This window comes from Solidesulfovibrio fructosivorans JJ] (assembly GCF_000179555.1).
Lineage (GTDB): Bacteria > Desulfobacterota > Desulfovibrionia > Desulfovibrionales > Desulfovibrionaceae > Solidesulfovibrio > Solidesulfovibrio fructosivorans.
This window is the reverse complement of sequence record NZ_AECZ01000004.1, coordinates 14798-39389: the sequence shown is the minus strand read 5'-3', so window position 1 is coordinate 39389 and position 24592 is coordinate 14798. Positions and strand designations below refer to the sequence as shown.

At 44.7% G+C, this 24592-nt stretch carries 24 protein-coding genes, 2 pseudogenes and 1 riboswitch; of the genes and pseudogenes, 14 read left to right on the top strand and 12 right to left on the bottom strand.

From position 1 onward, the window contains the following. Positions 1-39: 39 nt before the first annotated feature. Positions 40-596: pseudogene (locus DESFRDRAFT_RS04040) on the bottom strand (tyrosine-type recombinase/integrase). 392 nt (positions 597-988) lie between these two features. Next, positions 989-1369, bottom strand: a complete 381-nt coding sequence (locus DESFRDRAFT_RS04035) for a hypothetical protein (protein WP_005991373.1) — start codon at positions 1367-1369, stop codon at positions 989-991. A gap of 1284 nt (positions 1370-2653) precedes the next feature. On the opposite strand from DESFRDRAFT_RS04035, the gene DESFRDRAFT_RS21050 reads away from it, so the two are divergent. Beyond that, positions 2654-4660, top strand: a complete 2007-nt coding sequence (locus DESFRDRAFT_RS21050; protein WP_005991371.1) for an AAA family ATPase — start codon at positions 2654-2656, stop codon at positions 4658-4660. A gap of 1130 nt (positions 4661-5790) precedes the next feature. Here DESFRDRAFT_RS21050 and DESFRDRAFT_RS04025 read toward each other — a convergent pair. From DESFRDRAFT_RS04025 to DESFRDRAFT_RS21045, 3 genes are all read right to left on the bottom strand, one after another. Continuing rightward, positions 5791-6687, bottom strand: a complete 897-nt coding sequence (locus DESFRDRAFT_RS04025) for a hypothetical protein (RefSeq protein WP_005991369.1) — start codon at positions 6685-6687, stop codon at positions 5791-5793. Positions 6688-6799: 112 nt separating this feature from the next. Beyond that, positions 6800-7948, bottom strand: coding sequence for a hypothetical protein (locus DESFRDRAFT_RS04020; RefSeq protein ID WP_005991367.1), 1149 nt, complete (start codon positions 7946-7948; stop codon positions 6800-6802). A 151-nt stretch (positions 7949-8099) separates the two neighbouring features. After that, positions 8100-9050 carry a hypothetical protein gene (locus DESFRDRAFT_RS21045; RefSeq protein ID WP_005991365.1) on the bottom strand — a complete coding sequence of 317 codons (951 nt, stop codon included), beginning with the start codon at positions 9048-9050 and terminating at the stop codon, positions 8100-8102. 359 nt (positions 9051-9409) lie between these two features. Here DESFRDRAFT_RS21045 and DESFRDRAFT_RS21855 point away from each other — a divergent pair, with 359 nt between their 5' ends. Then, positions 9410-10483, top strand: a complete 1074-nt coding sequence (locus tag DESFRDRAFT_RS21855; protein WP_005991363.1) for a hypothetical protein — start codon at positions 9410-9412, stop codon at positions 10481-10483. A 248-nt stretch (positions 10484-10731) separates the two neighbouring features. Here DESFRDRAFT_RS21855 and DESFRDRAFT_RS21850 read toward each other — a convergent pair whose 3' ends face one another. The 3 genes from DESFRDRAFT_RS21850 to DESFRDRAFT_RS04005 are packed head-to-tail and all read right to left on the bottom strand — an operon-like array spanning position 10732 to position 11897. After that, positions 10732-11055: a hypothetical protein gene (locus DESFRDRAFT_RS21850; protein ID WP_144004913.1), complete on the bottom strand. Its 324-nt coding sequence runs from the start codon at positions 11053-11055 to the stop codon at positions 10732-10734. 28 nt (positions 11056-11083) lie between these two features. Further along, positions 11084-11593: a hypothetical protein gene (locus DESFRDRAFT_RS04010; protein WP_005991360.1), complete on the bottom strand. Its 510-nt coding sequence runs from the start codon at positions 11591-11593 to the stop codon at positions 11084-11086. Position 11594: 1 nt separating this feature from the next. Then, positions 11595-11897 carry a hypothetical protein gene (locus DESFRDRAFT_RS04005; protein WP_005991358.1) on the bottom strand — a complete coding sequence of 101 codons (303 nt, stop codon included), beginning with the start codon at positions 11895-11897 and terminating at the stop codon, positions 11595-11597. Positions 11898-12044: 147 nt separating this feature from the next. Here DESFRDRAFT_RS04005 and DESFRDRAFT_RS04000 point away from each other — a divergent pair, with 147 nt between their 5' ends. Further along, a complete protein-coding gene (locus tag DESFRDRAFT_RS04000; RefSeq protein WP_005991356.1) occupies positions 12045-12368 on the top strand; it encodes a helix-turn-helix domain-containing protein in 324 nt (107 codons plus the stop codon). Between the two features lie 5 nt (positions 12369-12373). On the opposite strand, the gene DESFRDRAFT_RS03995 is transcribed toward DESFRDRAFT_RS04000, so the two are convergent. The 3 genes from DESFRDRAFT_RS03995 to DESFRDRAFT_RS21845 all read right to left on the bottom strand — a co-directional run bounded on the left by DESFRDRAFT_RS03995 (position 12374) and on the right by DESFRDRAFT_RS21845 (position 13528). Beyond that, positions 12374-12766, bottom strand: coding sequence for a DUF6573 family protein (locus DESFRDRAFT_RS03995; protein ID WP_005991354.1), 393 nt, complete (start codon positions 12764-12766; stop codon positions 12374-12376). Beyond that, the gene (locus DESFRDRAFT_RS03990; RefSeq protein WP_005991352.1) at positions 12759-12980 is read right to left on the bottom strand and encodes a hypothetical protein; all 222 of its coding nucleotides are present in this window, start codon (positions 12978-12980) and stop codon (positions 12759-12761) included. Before DESFRDRAFT_RS03990 ends, DESFRDRAFT_RS03995 begins: the two co-directional genes overlap by 8 nt. A gap of 287 nt (positions 12981-13267) precedes the next feature. Then, positions 13268-13528: a hypothetical protein gene (locus tag DESFRDRAFT_RS21845; protein WP_144004912.1), complete on the bottom strand. Its 261-nt coding sequence runs from the start codon at positions 13526-13528 to the stop codon at positions 13268-13270. 206 nt (positions 13529-13734) lie between these two features. Here DESFRDRAFT_RS21845 and DESFRDRAFT_RS03985 point away from each other — a divergent pair, with 206 nt between their 5' ends. The 9 genes and pseudogenes from DESFRDRAFT_RS03985 to DESFRDRAFT_RS21810 all read left to right on the top strand — a co-directional run bounded on the left by DESFRDRAFT_RS03985 (position 13735) and on the right by DESFRDRAFT_RS21810 (position 19341). Continuing rightward, positions 13735-14052, top strand: coding sequence for a helix-turn-helix domain-containing protein (locus tag DESFRDRAFT_RS03985; RefSeq protein ID WP_005991351.1), 318 nt, complete (start codon positions 13735-13737; stop codon positions 14050-14052). Positions 14053-14228: 176 nt separating this feature from the next. Beyond that, positions 14229-14492 (top strand): hypothetical protein, encoded by a 264-nt coding sequence (locus tag DESFRDRAFT_RS21840; RefSeq protein WP_144004911.1) that lies wholly within the window; start codon positions 14229-14231, stop codon positions 14490-14492. 111 nt (positions 14493-14603) lie between these two features. Beyond that, positions 14604-14927, top strand: coding sequence for a hypothetical protein (locus DESFRDRAFT_RS21835; RefSeq protein ID WP_144004910.1), 324 nt, complete (start codon positions 14604-14606; stop codon positions 14925-14927). Positions 14928-15128: 201 nt separating this feature from the next. Further along, a complete protein-coding gene (locus DESFRDRAFT_RS21830; protein ID WP_005991349.1) occupies positions 15129-15770 on the top strand; it encodes a hypothetical protein in 642 nt (213 codons plus the stop codon). Positions 15771-15827: 57 nt separating this feature from the next. Further along, positions 15828-15962, top strand: a pseudogene (locus DESFRDRAFT_RS22835) (ArsR family transcriptional regulator); the annotation flags it as partial. Positions 15963-16088: 126 nt separating this feature from the next. Next, a complete protein-coding gene (locus DESFRDRAFT_RS21825; RefSeq protein ID WP_005991347.1) occupies positions 16089-16769 on the top strand; it encodes a hypothetical protein in 681 nt (226 codons plus the stop codon). A gap of 425 nt (positions 16770-17194) precedes the next feature. Then, entirely contained in the window at positions 17195-17521 is a 327-nt protein-coding gene (locus DESFRDRAFT_RS21820) for a hypothetical protein (protein WP_144004909.1), read from the top strand. Between the two features lie 250 nt (positions 17522-17771). Beyond that, a complete protein-coding gene (locus DESFRDRAFT_RS21815; protein WP_005991345.1) occupies positions 17772-18554 on the top strand; it encodes a hypothetical protein in 783 nt (260 codons plus the stop codon). Between the two features lie 283 nt (positions 18555-18837). Beyond that, positions 18838-19341, top strand: coding sequence for a hypothetical protein (locus DESFRDRAFT_RS21810; protein ID WP_005991344.1), 504 nt, complete (start codon positions 18838-18840; stop codon positions 19339-19341). A 187-nt stretch (positions 19342-19528) separates the two neighbouring features. On the opposite strand, the gene DESFRDRAFT_RS21035 is transcribed toward DESFRDRAFT_RS21810, so the two are convergent. Further along, positions 19529-21463, bottom strand: a complete 1935-nt coding sequence (locus tag DESFRDRAFT_RS21035; protein WP_005991342.1) for a DUF4365 domain-containing protein — start codon at positions 21461-21463, stop codon at positions 19529-19531. A 673-nt stretch (positions 21464-22136) separates the two neighbouring features. After that, a riboswitch (Fluoride riboswitch) is annotated at positions 22137-22199 on the top strand. A gap of 321 nt (positions 22200-22520) precedes the next feature. On the opposite strand from DESFRDRAFT_RS21035, the gene DESFRDRAFT_RS03980 reads away from it, so the two are divergent. Further along, positions 22521-24032: an ATP-binding protein gene (locus DESFRDRAFT_RS03980; RefSeq protein WP_005991339.1), complete on the top strand. Its 1512-nt coding sequence runs from the start codon at positions 22521-22523 to the stop codon at positions 24030-24032. A 138-nt stretch (positions 24033-24170) separates the two neighbouring features. Next, positions 24171-24524, top strand: coding sequence for a HEAT repeat domain-containing protein (locus DESFRDRAFT_RS03975; RefSeq protein ID WP_005991337.1), 354 nt, complete (start codon positions 24171-24173; stop codon positions 24522-24524). Positions 24525-24592 lie beyond the last annotated feature (68 nt).

Genomic DNA, 24592 nt, shown 5'->3' with positions numbered 1-24592 from the left:
GATTCAAATAAAGGGGAGGTAAGTCCCCTTGTTAAAAGTTTAGATCGATTTCATCAAAACTTCTTCGACTTCTTCCTCCTTCACACCGATGTAACGGCGAGTGATGCTTGGGCTGCTATGATTGAGCCTTTTTGCAATGATTTCCCACGATGTCCCATAAGTCTTTCTTTGGTGGTAACACCAGGTTTTGCGAAGCGAATGCGCTCCGTAATTCCCTGAAAGGTTGATCTCGTCGCACCATTGCTGCACATACATTGTTACGGCATATGTGGTAAAGGTTCATTTTTGCCCTTTCGGCTCTTGAACAGAAAGTGTTCGTCCCTAGCCTCGATGGTCTTCAAGTACTCGTCAAGCGCCACCTTGATTTCCTTGTTGATCATGAAAACGTTTTCCTTGCCCGTCTTCTTTTCACGGATGACAATGCGATCACCAATATTGGTATATTTTACATCGCCAATTTTCAAAGCCAAAAGATCTTGTACACGCAATCCTGAGTTGCACCCACAGATAAAGAGTAACCGGTCACGAGGACGATTACTCAAGAGCCTTTTGATGCTCTTGATATCTTTAGCGCTGACGATCGGTTCGACCTTCATAAAATCCTCCAATTGGGTTTTTCAATTTTAGGAGGCTGGAAAGAAACATTGAAAATTGCCCCCTTCACACTGGGCCTTGAAAAGTGCAAGATAACCGCTTGTAGTTCTTGCAGTTATTGATTTTGCTCGGGCCAATTTACGGTATTGGGTAAAACGGTTCTTTGCCATAGTTCATTAAAACGTATTTCTGAATTATTATATCTGTAGTTTTGTGGCTAAAATCGCAAATTCCTTGCGAAGAATCGTACGCTGGCTGGCTGACAGATTTTGTCTAAGATCAATCCAGTACAGGAGAAGTCTTTTCATTTCAAAAAAAGTACAGTGCATGTTCAATGCGTTAAAAAAGAAGAAATGCCACGCAGACGAATCCGCATGACATTTCGGTTGGAGTGTTATGGGAGAATCTTGGTCAAGATGATTTTCCCTTCGCTGACCTCGACCGAGAACTCGTCGTTTTCGTTGATTTCGAGATCACCGAGGTCGTGGGCTTTCAGGTTAATCCTCAGGATGCCCTGCTGATTCACCTTCGGCCGCTTCGAGTCCTTCAGGTACAATCCCTTCACGTCGTAGAGCACGCGATCCGTGCTGATGAGTTTCAGGAGGTACTGCTTAAGCGTCTGCTTATGCTTGATGCTCATGCGCTCCATTATCGCAGGAGCATCCAGACCTTCTTTGACAAGGCTACGAAGAGTTTTCGGATCGTACTTCGACTCGATCTTCTTCTTCGCCTTCCCGTCCGAAACGTCAGTTGAATTACCATTCTTGGCTCCCATAACGACTCTTTTTGCATGGAAATGTTATTTTACAGTATATATCTCTACGAATTGCTGAAAAACGCGGGAAAACGCGCATTTCAGGGGTGAAAATGCATCAAATCTCTCGTGTTTCTGGGATGGAATTCGTAAATTGGCAGGAGGTGCCCGATCCTGGGGTTTTTGCTGTCAGGGGACACCAAACCATAGGACGAGCCCCGAACGCGCAGGAGAAGGGATTTTACAGGGGGTGTCCCAGGACCGCTTCCGTGGCTGGAGCAGGAGATGGGCGGATAGACGCAAGGATTTTGCCGTTCGAACAAGAAAAAGGCCTTCACGAATGAAGACCTTTGTTTAAGAATCTACTTTGCAGCTTACAGACTCACGGTCCTACCTGAATTTCGTCAGATGGAACCGCAGCTCTAAGAGTCGAAAGGAACCGTCACCGATCCTAGCACTCTGTTGCAACCGTACAAGCGGTTTTCCCGCATACGGCTACGTCAATCGGTATTCGATGTATCAAGGTTGTCTAGAAAATTTAAGCAGCTTTGAATAATGCTGTGCTACTCGAAAACAGCGGGGTTAAGTTTTTGTAGGTGGCAATTTTTCTATAGATCATTTCAAATTTTAATTTACCTGATACATCGAATACCAATCGATAGTTTCTTACAAACTTCAGTCGCCCTCATGGAAATCAAGCTCTTCGTCTCCATAAGAATTTTCCATAAGGGTTTCCTTTGGTCAATTTCAATCCGTTGAAGCCATCCCGCGTCTAATCGCATCCATATTCCAAAGCATGATTCTACTTGATCTATCATGCTGCTCGAAGATCAATATTTTGATCAACGGACTTCGGTTTGCCATGAACCTCGTCCGGCAATATGGGCCACCACGACTTCTGTATCTTCGATACATACGGGCTAGCTTCCGTCGCAACCTCTCCCTTGTCTGGATTGTCCATAACAAGTTGGTCGTTCTTGGTGAGATATAATTCGAGGAGCATCGCTGCGATCAATCCCATAGTATCCCAAGAAACGTTTATTTTTTGACTTGATGTCTCTTCAAGATAAGACATCTCCCAGCGAATTTGCTAGGATTGGATTTAAAATCTACAAAGCGCCCATGGCGTTGAGTAAATTGCAAAGTTACTTTCTATAGTTTATTTGCCAGGTATTAATATCTCTACGAGTTGCAGCAATAGTGACGGAGTTGAAGAAGCGGATCGTTCTGCCTCCATGCTGACAATCGAACCGAGGAGTGGTTGAGGGCTGGCAAGCGCTGTGCTAAAAACCTGCTGGAATCACTATGGACTCCACCTGGAACGAAATTTGCCGACTGGTCCAGCAGGCCGATCAGCTTGACGCTGACGGTCGACTCACGATTTTTGCGTTTCTGGCCCAGACACTTTCCCTCATCCCCCTCCGTGACGGATTTCCGACCCCAGCAGAGATCGAGGAGCACGGTTCGCTGGCCAAAGCGGCCAAGAAGTACAAAGCTCCGGCCGAGAAAGGTTGGAATCGGTGGTGTCACGAGAAGCGGCCCTTTGACCGAACGGATTTCAGCACCGACCGCGCGGGTGTAGCCTGTGGCCCAGCCAGTGGTGTCCTGGTGCTCGATGTCGATAATCCGCGTCTCTTTGACGCATGGATGCAAGAGAAGCATCCAGATGAGCCGCTACCCATGACCTTGAAGGTGAGAACTGGCGGTCACGGTGAACGATTTCATTACTATTTCCAGTATCCCTCCGGGGATGAACAATATTTTTGCCGTTCAGTAAAGGGAATCTTCGACATCCGTGGCATCGGTGGCCAAGTTCTTTGTCCCGGTTCGTTGCATCCAGAGACGCGAAAGCCCTATGTCTTTGCTGAAATTGTACCGATTGCCCCTGCGCCGTTTTGGCTTTTAGAGATGAGCAAAAAGTCCGATGGCGGCAAGAAAGATGACGACGAACAGAGTCCTCCCGACAGGATAAACGAGAAACAGATTCTGGAGATTGCTCCTCTAGACCATTTTTTGTCGAATTTGAATTTGTCAGATGATACGAAACAGAAAATCCTTACCACATTTCTTCAAGGACAAAGGTCTGAACCATCTTGGTCCGTTCTTTTGGGATTGATCAATGCCGATGTCGATGAATCGACAATAAGAGCTATTTATCAAAGCTATCCCATTGGAGAAAAGGCAAGAGGAAATCCTAAGTGGTTTGAGCGTGAAATTCAACGAGCGAAGCAAACTATTGCCCAAAATCCTATAGGGGTTGATATGCAACTCGGTTTCTCCTCTGGAGCGAACAGTTCTTCTCATGATTCTGAGTATGGGATTGTCAATGCGTATGATGTGCTAACAGCGCAAACAAGCTTTGAGTTTCTTATAGACAATTTTTGGCCAAAAGATGAACCATTGCTGGTTACTGGATACGGTGGGGCTGGCAAGTCAGTCCTGACCTTGCAAATAGCAATGGATCTGGTTTTCCCCCCAGCCAATGGGTTCTTGGACAAATTTAAAGTGCTTCATGGCGGACATCGTGTTCTTTTTGTGCAATCCGAAAACTCTTTGGTTGGAATGAGACGAAGGCTCGAACTTATACGCGGCGCTTACGCTATCCCAGATGATGTTATTCAACAGAAGCTTTTCTTTCTCGGTAGAAGAAAGGACATTAGGGCTTCTGGTGATATCGATAGTAAACAGTTTCAAGATATAATCAAAAAACAGCATGGCGTGATAGGATTCGACATTCTCATCGTAGACCCGCTTATAAGTTTTCACAATAAGGATGAAAACTCAAATGACGAGATGCGTAGGCTTTTAGACAATTTTTCAGAATTCTGTGAAAGCCTCAAGGTCTCGCCGTTAATTATACACCACCATGGGAAATTTAAGCAAGAACGAGGCGTTGGTGGTGGGCGCGGTGCAAGTGCTATAGGTGATTGGTCTCCTAATACCTGGGAACTCGAATATAAAGAAAAAGACAAGAAATTCAAATTCATCCACAAAAAAGCCAGGAACTTTATGTTGAACGATGATGTTGTGCTTGAGATGCGAAATTTGAGATTTTCCCCATTAACGTCTCCAGGCCAATCTAGCCAGTCTTTTTCGCAAGTGCAGAAAAATATTGCTTGTGTCATTCAAGCTATAACTAACTTGGGTGGTCATGCGAAGACGCAGGTAGAGTTGAAAACAGAAGTCGTAAAAGTTTTTAACGCGATTGATCCTAATGAACAGATAAAGCTAGCTACAGCTCGGAATTACATACTCGCTGCCGTTAACGGGAAACATATCAAAGAAGCTGCAACAGGCGGCTATTCGTTGTGACTAAACAAATAACCAATTTCAGTTAAAACAGTGGTGGGTAGTTAAGCTGTTAAGTAATGTTAAAATCGATTTAACTGAAAAAATCTTAAAAAATTGGGTAGTTACTCAAAGTTGGGCAGTTAAAGTTATTTTAACTCTAACTGCGGTAACCCATTGAAATCTTACAGAAGTTAAAGTTAAAAAAGGGTATATATATTAGAGGGGGGTTGCTAATCGCACCCCCTCCTGTCTCACAATAGTTTAGCAATGTTGAAGGAGAAGAAACTTTTCCTGCTAAAGGAACGAAAGAAACTTTCAGCAACTTTTGAAACAAACTTTGCTAATCTTTCTCCAATTTGAAAAGAATATTTTTTAAGATCTTAAATTTGATTAGTCTATTTGGTTTGCAAAAATCTGTGTAAAATGCTTTCGCTTGCGAGTGAGACAGAGCAGGCAATTGCCATTAATGTTTGCGAATCTGCTGCAACTATATCGGAACCATATAGCGTTCAGGAGCTTGTCCTTAAAAACTTTTCAAACTGTGCAAATTACTCCTTGGTTATAAAATCTGTAACTGATCTATTTGCTGTAGTTGGCGACGTCTCTATATAGCACTTTTCCTGTCGATGGAGATGTTATAGATATTATTTGCTCGCCATACTTTTTCTATAAAATGATGGGAATAGGGGTAGCCTGACTTTTTCATCTCGATTGGGTTCGTCACTGGCGCAGCTGATGACGGATGCTGATCGGGGAGGACCAAGCCTGTCTCGTGGACGATCCTGAGCTAGGACAGGGGCGGTAGCAGCTGGCCACGCAGGTAAGCGAGGATAACCATGGCAGAGCAGGGGGAGTCCGTGTTAATGACTGCTGGTGACGATGCCACCGGGTAGAAAGTGGGGCGCATCTGCCAATCTGCTTAAATCGTTCCGTTATCCTGAGACAATTTCTCGATCTGGGTGTCGAAAGTCCCTGGCCCTGATCACAGTGATTTGGTCTGATTTTTCATCAAATTTTCTCGGTTTTCAGCGTCATTGCGAAAAGTGCAGGAACCTGCATTTTGTAACAGGCCAATTTTACTGATTTTATTGAAAATTAGAAAGGGCAGCCATCCCTGACCGCCCTTTTTACCCTAGGTATTTCATCCCAGCTTATTCATCGAAGATGAAGCCGTGGACCTTTTTGTGACGCTCCGTGATGTAGCGTTCCATCTCCTTGAAGAATAAGATGTTCACCAACCCTCGATAATACTCTTTGTTACTGCCCAGGAGACGATCAACAGTGAGGCCGAGATTCTTTTCGATGTAATGGTCGAACTGCTCCTGATAAATGTAATCCCAATAGTTGCTTCCCCTGCTGGCGTCATGCTCCACCTGGCGTTTGGGGAAGTAGAGAACTTCCATGGGATTCCAGTCCACGAGCTCCGAGTTCCACCACATGACCTGCCCGTACTTAACATATTGTGCCCAGGAGCTTGAATCACAGCTCCAGATAGGCAATTTGTCCAACAGTTCTATTTCCGTGACACCGAACAGGTGGACCTTGATGTTATTTTCGTGGAAATTGTTGACAACGCGCCCCAGTTTCTTGAACGGCCGGCCACCTTCGCACTGGCCAATGGCGACCAAGTCATAGCCAAGGTCGATGAAGCGGTCCGGTTCATCATTGTCGAGGTTGTGGACAACGGGAACGGGATCAAGGTTCGCTTCTTCAAGTTCGATCTGGTTGAACATGTTGACGTCGTAACCGTGCAACGTGAAATCTTCATCCAGATTGAAAATGAAATCGTAGTACTTCGACGAGAATTCGCTGAAGTTGGCATACCCGCGAAGGATATCCTTAGGTCGCTTTGTCCAGGAGCTTTTGTTTAGGGTATAAGCGCCAGAATCCAGTATAAGACTACAGATGCTTTTACGATGCAGCTCCTGGAACTCTTGAAAATGCTGTTCGATAGCGTAAGAGAGAAGAACATTCAGTGGCCATTCGGGGTACAGTGCATGAAACGCCAGGACTTGCTTGACCGTGGGGGAAGATATGTGGAGTAGCATAATATTCTCCTTGAGTCAGCGCCCCTCAACCTTCCGGCCAAGGGGCGCATTGTTGTTACGGATTATTCAGCAGCGGAAGCTGTCTCAGCCGTATCCGTTGCGGTGGGCGGGATCATGGAAGACCCGGTTTCGGACGGCGTATCCATGTGGTCGATTCAGCCGTCTGATTGCTGGAGGACTTCAGTCGAGACTTCAGAGCTTCCAGATCCTGAATAAGGGCGTCGATGCGGTCGATATTGATGTTACCCTTGATCGTGGGCGCCTTCAGGAGCTTGGTCACAGTATCGCGGATTTCCTGGGTCTGCTCCATCAGGTTCTTGGGAGGAGTGGAAGCTCCGCCAGTGTGGGAAGCGTCGGGGCGCTTGTTGAATTTAATGATATTTTCAAGGTACTTCGTGGGAGAACCGCCGGATTCCTGGGCGACCTTCATCGCGTCGAAGTCCTTCTTGTTCAGTTCGAAGCCGCTTTCCATGAACTTGCGGACAAGCTCCTTGGGCATTTCCGTGAACCCATGATGGCGCAGCTTAGCCATCCCCATGCCGACGCCGATTTCAAAACGCATCGCTTCGACGTCCTGGCAGTCCTTCAGGTTCACTTCGAGCTTCTCAGTGAAATCACGGATGGGAGCAGTGGGGTTCAGCCCTTCCATCTGCTTCAGGATCGGGCTGAGAGCCGCCAACTTCTCGATCCCGAGTGGCAAGTAGTCCAGCGCATCCGCCATTCGAGCGATGTCCATGTACTTCTGGCAAGTACGCTTGCTCAGCGTGCGCCGATCCAGGTTTTCCTTCATCCAAGCTGAAAAGCCGCTTTTGAGGTTGGCGCTGTCGGTCAAGTACTGGACTCGCAACAGCGCACGGCCAATCGTGTAGCCACGATTCCCATTATGGGCGTGGACCTTGTTCAAGGTGTCGACCAGTTCGCGGTTGTTTTCAACGATGAGGGTTTTGAGCTCATCGAGGTCCATCTTGTCGATCTTGTCCCGGGTGAGCTTGACCAACTGCGCTTCGACTTCCGGGGAGACGTCGGAAACTACCTTGCCCTGTTCATTGTACTGAAGGTCGCCCGGCAGGCCGACGCCGCCGGTCATGCCCACGAACATGTTGATGCGTTCATTGCGGACCTCGTTGTTGAGGTCGTCAATCGAAAGGGGAGTGTTGTCGTTCGTTTTGAAAGGATTGATCGGACCACCAGGGAGGCCAGGGCCGCCGGTTCCACCGATGGAGTTTTGATACTCAGTGTGCGGTTTCGAGTCGGAATCCATTTGATGCTCCTTTTGTGTTTTGGGTTCAACAGTCAGGGGAGCGCCGTTCGCTTCACCCGTGCCGTTGAGGACACCAATTTCAAAAGGAGCGTTCGCTGGCCCGCCAAAAGGTAGAAACAGCTTTTGGCAGAGAAGAGGAAAGACGGAAAAGTTATTTATTTAAAGATGTTATCGTACAATTTTTGACACAAAAGATTGTGGCGTCGTAGTACTCGGCCATGCGCTTTTTGCGGGTGAGGATTTGATCCCATCCTCCTTCGGGGATGCCGGCACGTTCAATTTCAGACTTCAGGAGCGGGTAAACCTCGTCAAAGGGAAGTGGCGCTGATCGGTCGTCTTCATGGGCCTTATCCCATACCCAAAGCATGGATAAGCGCATTATGTCTGAGCTAAAGATGTATTTCCCCGATAAATTTCTCTTGTAAACGGATTGTAGTGTTTCAATGTCAACTTTTTGTTTTTCAAAAACGCTTTCCACGGCTTTGTTTATGAGATTAAGCGCATGGACATCGAGCCCAACTTTTGTCGGTTCATTTAAAACACCTTTGGGGTCGAGGGTAATGGACTTTGAGCGTTCGAGATCATATAAGAAATTATTTGGCATATCGTCGTCAACGAAAACGAGCCATGATCCATTGAGTTTTGTGAGTGCTGATATGTCTGCGGTGTCTGATGTCTCAAAAGAAATATTTTCTCCACTCAACTGTTGGTGAAGGGCGTTAGATGTGTTTAATCCGTCAGAATAGTGCTTGTAAATACGGCCAAATTTCATTTCAAAACCACAGGAAAGGAAGCCGTATTTGAAGTATCGATGGCCAGCTTCATCTCCGTGCTCATAGTCTAATCGTCTTCTGAAGGGAGTATATTTAAGGTCAAGAGAATCTTCATGAGTGGAAAGGTATTCCATCATCTCGTCTAAATATTCTTTTGACTGCATAAATTCAAAAACGCCAATCGCTCTGAAATAATCATGGTATTTCTCAAGTACATTGCAATAGCGTCGGTATAATTCATTTCTACGCATGTACTCCCAGTACCAGAACGCAGCTTTCTTGAGACGGTCAGTGTCATCAAGAGGAATCTTGGGATTCTTCGTCGCCATTCAAGTTGTCCTGCATCTAGTTGTAGTCGTGCGAGGTGTGCAAATTGGCATATGCTGTTGGACGCAGCTTCCTGCATTTTCGAGCATCCTGGCGGTACGCCCTTTACTTTCTGAATTTTCCAAGAAACACTGACAAATATCTGGATGAGGGGAGGGGATAAGGAGGGGCCTTGGGAAAATCAGCCGCATCAATGTCCATAGCGAGGAATGAAATCGAGATCAATGTGCTGTAGTGCGGATGCGTAAAATTTTAAATAGTTGCAATCGATAGCTATGTCGCATAAGAAATTTGTGCCCGCTCGAGAAGCAAAGTGTGCGAATCGGGCCATTAAATTTGTACTTGAAGGATGGTATTGTTCATGAAGTTGTCCGTCCTGCTCTTCTCCTTGTGTGTTCTGCTAGCCTCTTGTGGAAGTGGCCCTCGTGAAGAGGATATTTCCGTTAATGATAACCAGAAGCAATTTGAATCTCTGTTCCAAAATTTGAAGAAGATGGTTGATGCTAAGGTAGAAGAATTTAAAAAAGAGAAAGATGCTGCAAAAAATGAGTTCGCAGCAAAACGTGCCGAAAATAAAATAAGGAATGCAGACAAAGTCCTTGATATTGAAATAAAAAAGTTTAAAAATGAGAAGTTGAACTTAGAAAGTTTTGCGGGGTTGGTGCAGTCTGTTGATAGTTCTGGGGTTGTTATTGTAAAGCATGGGAAGCATTCATATCATTTGCATCTTAGGAAAGATGTTATAAATGAGGCGGCATTCACATCGAAGAATGATAAAGTGCTGTTCTCTGGTGTGCTTGCCGGTGAGGACTCGATGTCGCAGTCTAGTTTTTTGGATTCTCCAGATTGGATAGTTAATGTTGATGTATTTAACAATGCTAACTCAAAAGGTAGAATGGGGCTTTTGGCAGCGTATTCTATCAATGATGCAGCCTCTGGAGATACACTGTGTTCCTCCGCTAACCGTTTGGTTGGCGTGTTGAATGGTCTTGAAGAGAACGATTATTCTTATGAATATTATGGGAAGGATATGATGCCTGCTAGTGCAAAGTTTGTTAATTCACAAGTAAAATTTGTGGAAATTGCTCAATTTGACGTTGATAGGGCCAGGCAAAAATTTGCGCCGTTGCTTGCGAGAGATACATTGCTAACGCAGATAGTCGAATTTGGATATGATATGGCAAACGCTAAAGAGCTGTATTGTTATGTTCTCGAAAAAGAAGGGGTAAAATTGTATATCCCTCTTTATTTTGGGAAGCAAGTTTTCAAGACTAAAGAAGATGAGGCGAAGTATCGAGCTATTACTAATAAAATAGCAGATGATAACTTTGGTAAAGGTGATTCTTTGAGGTTGACCGGTGATGCGAATGCTTTTGCGATGCTGGGTAGACAACCTATAGTTATTATTAAACCCGATTTTCAGTTGCATCCATAAGTTTTTCTTGAGCGGATTTGCTTATCAGGTGGCAATGTAAGCATTGGTTTCCCACTTCAGCCCCTATTTTCGACAGCAGGTGCTCAAAATGCCGGAGTAAGACTTTTCGGTTTCCCACTAACTGGCAAAAAGTAGCTATTTCTAGACAATCTTCCACCACTTGGCTCAAAGCGCATCGCAGCTAATTCATCTGAAAATCGTATAGAATTACTGCGTGGCATGTCGAACCATACTGACGGAACTTGCCGTTATTCTTCGTCAAAATGGATTTTACTGAGCACTTCCTTCAGTCCTGGAGTCGTTTTCGGCAATTTCGATGTATCTATGGGGCCACGGGGAAGATCAACTCCGATGATGTGTGCGAATGCATCACCAAAACCCGCAATATTTGCATCCGCTGACTTTCTGTAAATAGTAAAGCTGTCTGGGATGAACTCGCCATTGATATCATAAGCCGTATTTTCAATTACAATCTCAGCTCTAGAGATCGCTATGGCTTCACGGATATTTTCGAGTTGCGAGTTCTGATAAATGGCAAGGAAAAGTTCGCTACGAGTAGGATTGTTTTTCATAGAGTTAACTTCAGTATTAATTTTGCCGTTAAAACTGATCCTTCTTCGCTCCTGCTTTCTCTTTCAGATACGTCTCGTATTCTCTCTCCGTTATCTTATACGTATACGTAATCTCAGAAGCAAAAGAATCCACATCAATAAAGAAAACCAATTTTACGCGTTTCCAATTCCAAGTCCCTATATATTGATCCAAGGAATCTTCTACAGAAGTACATTCTCCATACTTCTGCTTGAACATGTTAAAAACTTGTCCTGGATTGCAGGAAGAAAAAGTCATGTTTACTTTGTAAATCCTTCCGTTGAAGCCTTCGTAAGTCAACGTGTCGAGTTTGCAGTCACCGATAGCCATTTCGTCACCGGATTTCTTGAAAATGTCGATCTTCTTATTTCTTGAATATTGCTTTGTCATTCCTGGAATCGCAGAGTAGTAGGTATCCCATTCGATGCCCCGAAAGTTCAACGGTTCCGTGCTTCTTTGAGCAAAGCAGGGTAACGGCAACACCAGTAGGATAAGCAAACAAACAACAACTCTGTTCATTTTAATTCAGCCTCCGAACCAGAATCTTCCTTCCGACACCGCTGACGAGTAAGTAGTAGTGCCGTCTGTCCTTGATAATCGTACACAGCGGGCTATTTAAGTCCTTGTCGTAGCTGAAAGCGCTTCCTAGAGTTTCAAAGACTTCTCCGGTCGCCATTTTGACGATCGTTCCAGTCTGAATCCCATCCTTTTCCTTGAACGTATTCAGGCACTGGCTGTACTTGATGTTGTCCTCAGCCAGTCCCGGGGCAGGGGAGAGGAGGGCAAGCGCGACAACGGCGGCACCGATCAACCTGGTTTTCATGGCAAACCTCGTACTTTTCCTGGTTAAGGTTGTTTTCTGCAGGAGCAATTAATAACTTTAGTTGCTATAATTTGTAAATTAACCAGCCGATCATTTGTTATGTAACCAGAATCATTGCCATATCCTCTACACTAGCGGAGGAATGGCATGGACAGCGTACAAGACCTTTTCGGGAAGAAAATCAAATCGATACGTCGCGCCAGAGACATCACCCAGGAAAAGCTGGCGGACCTGTCCGGTCTATCCCTCCAGTACATTGGAGAGATCGAACGTGGCCGGCGTAATCCGTCCCTGACCAGCATCGAGCAGCTGGCCAAGGCCCTGGACATTCCTATGGCGGAACTGTTCAGTCTGGAGGAATTCCGGTTGGCACCGGAGGAGCTACGAGCGATCCTGATCCGGCAGATCGAAACAGCGGATGAAGATCGGTTGCGTACCTTTTTCAGCATGGCCCAGACCCTTTTTCGGTAGCTGGATCAGTCGTCCTCGGGCAGCATGATCGTCAGGACTGGTTCAGCGATGTCACCGGGACCGATATGGGCGATGATTTGGACGGTTTCTGTCCTGCCTGGTGCCATCAGAAACGCGATTTTGAAGTACGCTCGGTCGGTCCCTTTGCTTGTCCGGGCCGCGATCATCGCCAGTGTCAGCAGATCATGGAGCCGGCCAGTCACGCTTTGTCCCTGAGAGTTTAATTCTTTAGGAACAAAAGCGACATAGCCGTGGAAAAGATGATCGGTGATGGCGACAGGGATTTTGAAACCGTGGGCTTTGGCCTCGTCAGTGACGTCGATAAGGACACCGTCAGCGATGGCCTGTGCCCTGGTGTAGCTGTAGATGAGGTTTCCAAAAGCTTTGTCGTTACTCATCTGAGCTACCTCCGCTTTGCATGTCTAAAAGAGCATCGAGACGTTGACGGAAATTTTTACACAGTGTGATGCCGACTTCCGAGTATGAGCGCGTTAACTCCCCATAAAGCTCGACGGAAGTGGAATCCATAATCTGGAAGAGCTGCTCTATAGGACGAAATGCGGTAATTATCTCGTCCTTCAACGTGAGTTTATCGGGCTTGTTCTTGTCCATGATGTATCCTTTTGCTGTTTAGAAACAAGGATACCCTGGGGCGGGGAAGGTGGTCACGGGGACTTGTGGGGTTATGGAAACAGCCCTATGGAAAAAGGACATTGGGTGTAGGACGCGATTTCCTGGGATTTTGGCCCATGGGAAGTCCAATGGGGGAGCTCTAGGAAAAAGTCCCAGGAGGAGCCCGGTAGAGGGCAGGGGAGGGGTGTCCGGGGGAAAAGTCCAAGCCCCAATATCCCCCAGGGAGGGCTTCGACTGCTTTCTTGGTGAAAGTGCTGCTATTTAAGCTAGTTCAGAAATGCAGGTTCCTTCATCTTTTGATTTTCACCAAATTGGGCAGTCAAATCGGTCTCCTCGGGCAGAATCAGCGACACAAAGGCCAGTTTGCTCATTCCCTGGAATTTCGTGAAGTAGCTCAATTTTGCTGTAATCAGCGAGAAAAAGTAGCTTCCATTGGCAGGATCCTGCGATTTTTCAGTCCCGATCAGTGCCAATGCCGCTGAAACAGCCCTATCACTAGTCCGGGAGAGGGTAGAGCTGGGTGGCACAGCTATCTAGTTGTAATTCAATATATTTCCAAATACGCGTTTTTTAGCGTTTTTGACCTGCACGTATTTGCCCTATTCGAGGATACTGCATCTTTTGCCGTTAAAAATGATTAATCAGCTTTCACACAACTTCTGTTGACATCCTTTGTTTTTGAGATACGCTCTTATCTGAAACTACGACATCAAAACCTTAAGGAGTCTCCCCTATGCCTATCGCATCGAAATTTGACGCGATGAAACTTCGCACGATGATCACCGAAGGAAAGACCGCTCAGCAAATCATGGATGCCTTCGATATTCCCAAGACCACCCTGAAAAACCATCTCACGAAGCTTATGACGCTGGATGAGAAGTTTTACAAGATCGAAGGGATGGATGCTCGTGTGGCATCTGGGAGCGTGAAGTTTTCTGGTACGGGTCTCCGTCTGTCTCCGACGCTCCTGGCCAACTACGGGTTTAAGCAGGGGGATGAGTTCAAGGTCTCCTGCTTGGAAGAAGGAAAAATCGTGCTGGAAAAGAAGTAGCTAGAATTTCGGATAGTTCTGTGAAAAGGCCCACGTCGTCCGGGAAAATTGGTTGGCGTGGGTCTATATTTGTTTGTAGGATTGTCCTATATGAAAACTGGTCGGGGGGGGCACGGAGTAAGAGGTAAAAGAATTTTATTTTGGAAAGCCCAATAAAAGCTACTTTAGAGGTCTGTATGAAGCGAGTTGTTACAGGGGATGGTGAAGAGGGCTCTTGCGGAGGAGGGGGTGCTGTTTCAGAAAAATGTTTGACTTATAAAGGAATAATTTCAAAACTAACGACAATGTTTAAAGAGACTTCTGCACCGTATGGCACTGTTCAGTTGGTTGGATTGATTTTTGGTCGACCAGAGTTGCAACTTGTACAAGAGCAGCTCATGCCGAATCTTAGTTATTGGCACCATCGATCGGCTAAAAATATAGATTTTTTTTGTATATGATTTACCTATAGCCATCGTCCAGCCTTCGAAGTCTCCGTTTTTACGGAAACTGTATCAAAATTTGAATTTAACACATGCTGGAGCTATAGTGGTGGCACTGATCTTATCTTATTGAATGTACGTTATGACCAAGACCTCGATTTAGCAGTACTTGACTTTACATCGGCTATAGCAGTTACGCTTGAAGATGCAATAGCGGATGGCGCAATAACAAATGTTCAAATATTTTTTGAAAAAATAATAAAATTTGCTAAAAAGAATGAAGCAAAAGATCCCGCGTGGGGGGGTAGTGATTCACTGGGGGTGAACATTGTAGGAAGTTCACTAAAGCAATTGCTCCTGTCTTTGCTGCCGAGCGAGATTAAAAAAGGTGGGAAAAAAGCATTTCATTTTATCGTTAAAGATATTGCGAGATCAGATTTAGGTAATGCCTAGTGATCACGAATGAACCACTGCTTAAACTGGGACTCCCGTAATTTTGCAGTGTTGAAGGGTGAAAAATATCCATCTCCTAAATGCAAAAAATTTATGCAGTCGGGGGGGCAACGTTAAACATATATAATCATCTTAACTATATGCCAACTTTTATCTCGTTGTGGGAACATCACCATCTCTCTGGATATTCGGGAGGAAGTTATGAATAACAACGAATTCTGCATGTCAATAATGCAAGTACTGAAAAAGAAGGGGTACGTGGTTACAGCCGACGACATTCCTGAAAAAGATAATAAAGTAAGTGTGTTGACATTCATTATTAAACAGACGGCAAACCACTTCCATTGGCATGTCCCATCGCATGGCTATACCGTTGACAAGGCTGTCGTGTCTGACACTCTAACTCGGCTAGCTAATATTAGTGCATATGCAGCTATTGCAATTAAGATAGATCTTGTTATGATTGGAGTTATTATTTCTGGGAATATTGAAAAATTAGATTTATGTGATCTTAAAAAGAAACTAATCGATCTAGCCATTCCCTGTAGAAAACTTGGGCTTGGTTTTAAAATTCTTCGTAAAAATAGTGGTGGGGTTCATGTTCGGCCCATATTTATTGTAGACAGCGATGAGTTTGAAAAAATTAAGGATATTATTCTCAAGGAAGTAATGCAATCAGTTGCAAAAGATGCTGTAATGATAAAGCCATGTGTTATAAATAAGAGGACAAATAAAATTCATTGGAAGCGCCGAGCTTGGTTGTTCGATTCTTTGCAAGACTGGGCTGAGTCTCACGAGATAATCACTCAATCTGATCTTGATAGAATAAATTCACATGAATAATTTCCTCAGTAAAGGTAATTTATCATGGGGATATAACAATCAGGAAGAACGTTCAGGTCGGGTGCTGCCAAGTTCTCGAAGAACGGTCTCCGTCTGTCCCCGACGCTCCTGGCCAACTACGGCTTCAAGCAGGGCGACGAGTTCAAGGTCTCCAGCTTGGAAGAGGGCAAGATAGTGCTGGAGAAGAAGTAGCTAGCATTTTTTTGGAAAGTTGCACATTATGGCCCACGTTGTCCTGGGAAGAGGGGTGACGTGGGTCTTTATTTGTTTGCCTGTAAGAAGTATTAGAATAAGATACCACGCAGGGGGCAATGAATAATGAAAAATATTTTTTTAGATCCGGTCTTTAGCATCATTTTGGCGCAAGCACTTGTCGCATGGAGTTTTTGTGCTTCACATTGGGGAACTGAAAAAGTTGCAAAAATTGTAACTTTATGTTTGGCAATTCCTGTTACATGCATATTGATATACGTAAGCGCCCTTCGGGTAACTGTAGATCAATCAGAAAAAAATAAACAAAACGATCTGATAGCATCTGTGGAACTACAAGCAAAGAGTACTTTGACTAAAATTTTAAAAATAGATGATAGCGTCTCTGCACTCAATAAAAATATCGAGCTTGTCAATGGTCATATTGAAAAAGTCGGGAACGATCTTGTCGGCACATATGAAAAGGAAAAAGAAAACATTGAAAATCTAAATAAAATACTAAAAAAAGAATTATCTGAAATTGGTCATTCGAATGAAGTGATAAAAAGTACCGTTAATGACCTTGCGAACAATAGGCTGCAGCAGCTAACCACCGTTATTGGTCAGGCGATGAACAATATCCAATATGGGGTTGGAAAAGTCTTGGAAGTTGAATCATCTGTATTACAACAACAAGTTAAAAGAAATAGGGCTACAAAAAAATATTTAGAGTGCATCGAGGAACAGAAAGAGCAATACCGGTTGGCCCCAGGTATAATAATGTCTCCCTGTGAATTTGATCCTGAGTGATGTTCGGTGATTTGTGCAATAAAATTGTGCTTAGAAATGACATTAATTTGTGTCTATTGGCCAACTACGGGTTCAACCCTGGGGAGAGCTTCAAGTTTTCTGCTCCTGAGCCGGGAAAATTGTCCTGGAAAAAATCTAGCCAGCTAGTTTGTCAGGAATATTGTGCAGATAGGCCCACGTCGTCCTGTGAAGAGGGGTGACGTGGGCTTGTTTTTATTTTCAGGAGTATGATATATAGACTTGGTGATCAATATAAAAAGGTAAGCCCTGAAATTTAAGGTTATCTTGTATTGGCGGGGTGCATTGGGTAGTTGTTAACGTGTAAAAGCGATACAGGTCTCTTGCTTGCTTGTTTTCTGTTGCGAGGCTTTGATGCCATTACTCAGTGATGGAACTAATTATTGAACTTCCTTTTGAAGGACATAATGAACCATTTAGTGCATCATCTTCTGCATGCAACTCGCGAGTTAGGTAAGGAATTCCCTGAAGAAACGGGAGGTGGTGTTGCTACAGGTGTAGCCACTGCCATCATAGCAACTGAAACCATTGCTTCAATCGGCGGAGCTATTGTAACTGGTGCTAGTGCTGTGTCTGGAGCTATTGGCACTTCAGGCGCTTTAGGATTAATTGGAAGTGGCTTTGCTGCTGTAGCTGCCATCAACCCAGTATTTCTTGGCGGTGTAGCAGTGGCTGGTGTTGCTGGTGGCATAATTCATCTTATAAAAAAATTCGAGAATAATATGTTAATTTAACTTGTCAATTATCCGACGAGATAAATCCCTTGCTAAGAGATCTCGTGGCAAATAATTTATGTCATATAGTGACGTACCGTTTTTGATTGACGGTTTCGTCTATTCCCATAGAGTTGGGACGTATGCAATATGTATTCTATAAAATTGTTGAGCCTGCGTTAGGTTGTTGAATAAATTATGCTCAGTGTGGTCAAAGCATGAGAGGAAATGGAATAGTAGGGGAGACCGAACAGAATAGGCAGGGGAACGTATGAGCATCGAACTTGAAACGGCTCTTTCTTTACTCAAGGTTGCTAAGATTGTCGTTGACTTGAAGAAAAAGACACAACAACTAAACGAAATAAAGCATATTAAGAAATCACTTGATCAACTTATACTTCGAGAGATGGGAGCCGCTTTTGAGGCTATAGGAGACGCCATTACAGCTCAGAATAATGAGACAAAAGAAGTGAGGTTGCGATTCGCTGAAGATAATTTATTGAAAAACACATCGCTAGACCCAAGTCTTAAGACTGGCGATGTAACAAATAAATATTTAATGGCAAGAGCCAATCATGGGCTAGCCTATATATGTGCATTGCGCAATGATTTTATCACTGCGTCCAAACATCTCCTTCGCATATTTATCATTTCTCCCCGTGATGCTAGAGAGAATATTTTACCAGAATTGTATAAGCAAGAATTTTTTCCTAAATGTACAAATATTATTGAGTGGTATGATGCTGAATTGCGCGCCCTAGAAGAAGATTCTTGGAGAGGCATCCGAAAAGCTGGAAGATTTTCTCTTTCTTTAACTATTAAAGCAGCCGGGGTTTTAACAGCATTAGCGGCACAAAGTGGTTCTATTGTCAAGGTCAGAATCCCGCCACATCCCATCATTAAGGCTGCTGAGGATTTGTCAAAAGAGGTTTGGGAGCGATCATCGGATTATCATCTTCCTTCACGAGCCGAATTAGAAGAAGAATTTGGCAATAAGATTGACAATCGATGCATAGAATATGCACAAAGCTTGTTGCAAAATGTAGGTGGCTGATGGTGAGAATAGCTACTGGAAATTCCAGAGTTTTTCCTTAAGGACTACGGTTTCAACCAGGGGGAGAGCTTCAAGTTTTTTGCCTTTGAAGCCGGAAAAATCGTCCTGGAGAAAATTTCGAACTAGCTGGATTTTTTGGAATAGTTGCGCATTATGGCCCACGTCGTCCGGTGAAGAGGGAGTGATGTGGGTCTTTACTTATTTATAAAACGATAGTATCGATGATTTTAGTCATAAGACATAGCTTTTGCAATAGTCATTGGCCTCAATCGAGAGTGTAAAAATGAATGAAAGTAATACTCCTGATGATGTTGTTTCTTGTGATAAAGGAAAAATAACTTTTTTCTATGAACACACAAGGAATCAAATCCAGCATGAAGACAACCTGATAAATCAGCGCGTTGTCTGGCTTCTTCAGGTCAATGGCTTTCTCTTTGCTGCCTATGCTTTTACACTAGTTGCTCAATCAAACACAAGTTGTAAGGCCACGACGGGCTTTACGCTTTTAGTGGTATTTTCTCGTTTCATTTTATCATTCGTCGGTATTATTTTGTCTTTTATGTTAAAGCGTGGGATAAGTGCTGCTGAAAAATCCATTGATGAACTGGTCAAGTCATGGGATGAACTCCCTCCTGATCATAAAAAAAATTGTCCTCAAATATGTGGCGGTGGTGGGTGGGGTAACATCAGAAAAGACGGTGCATTTCCTTCAGTTCTCATCCCTCTAGCTCTTGGGCTCGCGTGGATATTGATTCTTTTGTCTCAAATACTACTTATAATAAAGTGATAAATTGTTACATTATGTTTTGAGGATAAAAATATTTATTGCGACCGAAAGATTTTTCAAGTTCTCTGCTTCCGAAGCTGGGAAAGTTCTCTTTGAGAAAATTTAGAACTAGCTGAATTTTTTTGGAATAGTTGCGAAAAGGCCCGTGTCGTCCTGTGAAGACGGTGACGTGGGTCTTTATAAAAAACTATTCTTTTTTAATAAGACCTAGAATATCATTCATTTTTCCTGCTTCATCTGGAATTCTAAGTTCTGCATCTTCTTTGTCAGTGGCGCATGTTGTAATGATAGCTTCTAATGCATCAATAATACTTGAACTATCGACACAGCTTTCTTCTAGTCGAGAATAAAGTGATGATCGAAACGACTCTCTATTTATAGCGTATGCTGTTTTTATCGTGTGGATGATTAAGCCGTCATGTTTTTTGATATTAAGAAGGCAGGATACAGCATTTACCCATCCTTCGACATCAGTTCTACTCAGCAATGAAGAAAATATAAATGAAACAGCCGCGCTATAAATATCAGCTTCACGGTAGTGATTTTGTGCGATATTGTACCAGGCGAGAGCGCATAAAAAGTCAGATTCAAGCGAACTTTCAAGTTTTTTTCTAAGTTCATCTTTTTCTGACAATCTTATATCGGCAAGTTTGTTGGCTAGGTTCTCATTCCTGTCTTGTGATTTTACTTTGAAATTATTTACGATATTGTCTAAAAAGAAATTCTTTAATACCCACTCGTCCGCACAGTTCTTTTCAGAATTGATGTAAGGATCTAAGGTGTTGAGAGATTCTTGGTAGTTGCCGCAAAACATAAGCGCGTCAGCATAAAGAGGTATCCAATCTTTTTTCGACTCAATCTCAAGGGCTTTTTTATAGAATGACGCGGATATTTTAAATTTATTAATATGGAAAAAAAGTCCACCAAGTTCTGCAAAAAAATATCCCTGCTTATAGTAGGCTGGTTGAAATTTCCGTGCCCTAAGATAAAATTTAATGGCTTTTCGAGGTAAATGCTTGCTTCTGTAGAAGTTTCCAATGTTGTATAAATTTGTTCCATATTTTTGTTTGTCGATGGTTTTGCTTATTTCTGCACAATTAAATAAAAAAGATTCAATTGCTGACGCTTGCTTTTCATTTGTACGATTTAAAGAAATTAAAATGCATGTATGGGTAATGAATTCCAAAATGCATGATTTGTCGTCCTGTAAGACCGATGAAATTAATTTTAGCGCGCTGTCATAGTAAGATGATCTAAGAAGATGAGGCAAAAATAATTGCAAAATATTGAGATTCCTCGACACCTTCTCGCTAATGTTTCCCGAAAAAATAATTTTAGCAGCTAAATCATTCATTTCTCTCTGGGCTATAGCTCCAGCGATTCCTATTAAGATAAGATCAGTTATCTCTTCGACAAGAAGAATTTTATCTTCTGGCGGCGTATATTGGAATGTGCAGCGTGGATCGCCTAGTACGCGCACTATAACTTGTTCAGCGTTTATCAATATGTCGATCAATGCTTCATGATGGTCATGTGTTGTCTTGATTATGTCATTGTGCTCTGCGAGCTTGTTGATGATATCACCTTTGAGTGTGTAATTGTTGATTATAAATGTAGATTTTTTATCTATTGTAACAATGGTCGGGATTGGAATTGGTAAATTTTGCTTTGCGAGAGCTCTGTGTTTTTCTAAAAAAAATACAATGTTTTGTTTGTCTTGAACTTCCCATTCACTCCCTTCTCTGAATCTTACGGATATTGATTTTTGGGCCTTGATGGCATAAAATAAATCAATTTCGTGAGCCCACATTGTTAAAAAACAATCATTCGTCGCGTCGTATCGAGCGATCAGCACAGGGACTGGGAGTGAGCGATAGTAGTTTAATGTGTCGACATTGAATTTAACTGTTTTGACAAGTTTTTTATTAGCGGATTGAGTTGCTTTAAGCTGTACAAAGAATAATAATCCAGTTGATTTACCGTCTTTGTCGAAAATCTCGACTTCGCCATCAATACCATAATCATTATATTTATCTCGAAAGACCCATTCGCATGGAAGGGTAATCTTGAATTTTGTTCTTGAAAGATCTTCTAGTTGGTGTTGGATAGGGCGACTTGGCATGTGTTTCCTATGAAAAAAATAATGTCAGGAAGGTTGTTAATATTTATATGCTATCTATGTGCTGAAACTGTGTATTTAAGTATTTTATCAACCTTAAAGACATCTGTCCACATTGCTCCCCACGTAACCCCTTGGTATTTTTAGTTAACATACTTAAATAACACATTATTTATATTCTCCCGTCCTCCCCCAACGTCCGATTTTCTCCTCCCCTGAGTAAAAACCCCTTGACCTCCCCACCCCAAATCCGTACTTACCCCGAGCCAACGACGCGCCAACGAAGCCAACGGTTTTGGCCCCCAACTTTTTCTTGGGAACGAAAGATTTGGGGTTGACTTCGGGACGAGTTTGGGGCATTTAGCCTGTTCCCTGATTCTGTTTATAGGACCGTAGCTCAGGGGGAGAGCGCTTGCTTGACACACCACAAGCGTGAATTAACCCCCTAAAATCATTCCAAAAGCCCCTGTGAAAAAGTGATCTCGTTGGCGGAGAGCCAACGGGGTCTTCTTATTTTATTCAGCCTGGAATCCGTACGTTGGCGCGGCTTTGGTCAGCCGTTGGCGCGACTGTGGCAGTGGTAGTCGACTCTTCAGGGATAGCCCATATTTCACAGTATTATGGGAATTGCTTTCAATGGCGTTTGTTCTTGACAGTCTGTTCGAAAAAATCTACCTTAAAAAAAGGGGATGGGGTCCCCCTTGAACCGCTTGTGGAAGCCGATGACTCCTACCGTTCAAAGCAGCGGTAGGGGTTTGTCAAAGCAAAAAACCGCGCCGCCTGACGCGGTTTTTTTTATTTCTATGGTTTCCAATGCATGAGAGGCGCAAATGCTCAGGAGCAGAGCCGAGAGTGACGAGGGGACAACTCCCCCCGACAGGGTAGCCGGGGCGTGCAACCCCGGCTGCGTGAATGTTTTTGTCGATGGAACCTTGGCGGTGATGCCTGCCGTCCTTTTTCGCGCCTGCGAACTCAGTACATTATTCGAGACCTCTTATCGTCCATGTTTGGGGCTGCGGCTTCGTGAGCCTCGGGCTGAGGCTTTTCGACAGGTCCCCTGATGTCAGGCATTGATCTCAAGAGCCTTCCGTTTGTTCTCGAATTTCGCCTAAGCGGAGACGAAGACGCGGATAAGCGTGTGTTGCGACTAGTGCGCCTCCTACCCGGCTTTCACTCAAAGGGGGAGGAAAAAGGCGTCGTCCAACTGCCTATGCGTCTGGCCGAGGCGGATGTATTTCGGGATGTGCTGCTCGACCTGGTGGCCTTGGTCAAGGACCAGCCAGGATCGACCCTCCATCTGGGCGAAGCGCTCCTGTCCGGAGAGGATCTCGAGCACGCCTTGATTATCCTGGATTGCACTACGGCCCACGACATGGCGCCAGACGCCGTAGCCTATTGCCGGTCGCAGCAAGGCTACGATTGGGGCTGTCTCTACCTGCGGCATGTCCGGCCTTTTCTCAGCGAAGATGGAAAGTTGGACCGGGAGGCCTTAAAAAAGCGTCTTCGGGAAGCTGCGTCCGAACGGCACCTTGCTCTTTGCCCGTACTTCAATGCCCCAAGAGTGGATGATGCCGTTGCTCATGAGCCTGAGAAGGATGCAGGCCCACCAGCGTCCTGGCTCAAAAACAAAGAACTTAGCCTAAGTCATGCGGTCCGCATGGCCGCATCTTCAGCAAACCCTGCACCTGATACCGAACATGCGATTCCGGTCACGACTTACGCTGACGTCGGTGGTTTGGACAAAGTCATACGAATTCTGCGGGAAACCGTCGAGCTTCCGCTTAAGCACCCGGAAGTGTTACGCCACCTTGGCATATCGCCCCCGCGTGGAGTGTTGCTCTATGGACCGCCGGGGTGCGGCAAGACGTTGCTGGCCCGGGCCGTGGCCCACGAGTCTGGCGCTCGCTTTTTTTCGGTCAGTGGGCCGGAGCTTATCACCAAATGGCACGGCGAATCGGAGGAGAACCTCCGCAACCTCTTCGATGAAGCGCAGAAGAGCCAGCCAGCCGTTGTTTTTTTCGATGAAATTGACGCCATCGCCCAAGCACGCTCTTCCGATGAAAGTCTACGTCTCGACAGCCGGTTTACGACCCAGCTCCTCACCATTCTGGACGGCATCCATGACCTTGGGCGGGTAGCCGTTTTGGCCACCACGAACAGAATGGACCTCCTAGACCAGGCCCTGTTGCGTCCTGGCCGCTTCGACCGGCTTATCGAAATTCCACCGCCTGACCGTGATGGTTGCCGCAAGATCCTCCATATCCACGTCCAAAAGCTTCCGCTGGCCAAGGATGTCGATTTGGAGGCAATTATCGAAGATCTTGTCGGAGCGTCCGGGGCTGACATCGCTTATGTGGTCAGGGAGGCGGCCTATGCAAGTCTCAGGCGGGCCTTTGATTTGAATGCCTTGCTTGAGGAAAGCGTTCCCATGTCCGAGGACCGGCTGCGGCTCATCGTGGTAATGGCCGAGGATCTTAACGAGGGCCTTAAGAAAATGCGTGACAGAAATATAACCATCAAAGAGACAGAAGCTGCCAGAACAGGAAGAAAAATTGTCGAGCGCGGTTCATGAATGTCAGTTGTTTACTGGAGTGACTTCTAAGGATGCCATGTTGGCCGGTGATCATGCTGCCTTTGAATAAATGGTTTCACCCTGGGTGAGAAACCGTCAGTAAAGGATTTGGATTATGCTTCAGAGTTGAGGTGTGGTATGCCTCAATTTTATTGTCCGCATTGCTGGTATGGACTTCTGGACGGCATTGCCATATATCCGTCCTGTGGCAGAGAAATCAAGCAATGTTGTGAGGGCAAGGCCTTCGTGGAGAAGCTTATAGCAGCATTACGGCATCCAGAGTTTACCACTCCCATTCTGGCTGCCCTGCTTTGGGGCAAGCTCAAAGACCAGCGAACGGTCGCCTCTCTCGCCTCTTTGGCAGCAACCTCGGAGGACGTCTTTATCGCCCAAGCCGCCGTGCATGCCCTGGGAGAGATCAAGACGCCGAAAGCCATGGCGTTCTTGCACTCGATCCGGGACACCAGGCTGCAATGGTCCGCGCCGAGGTAAGGAAATATATTGGCAGACAGGGTAATTACGCCTGTGCACTTCAAAAACTGGAGGTGGCATGATCAGAC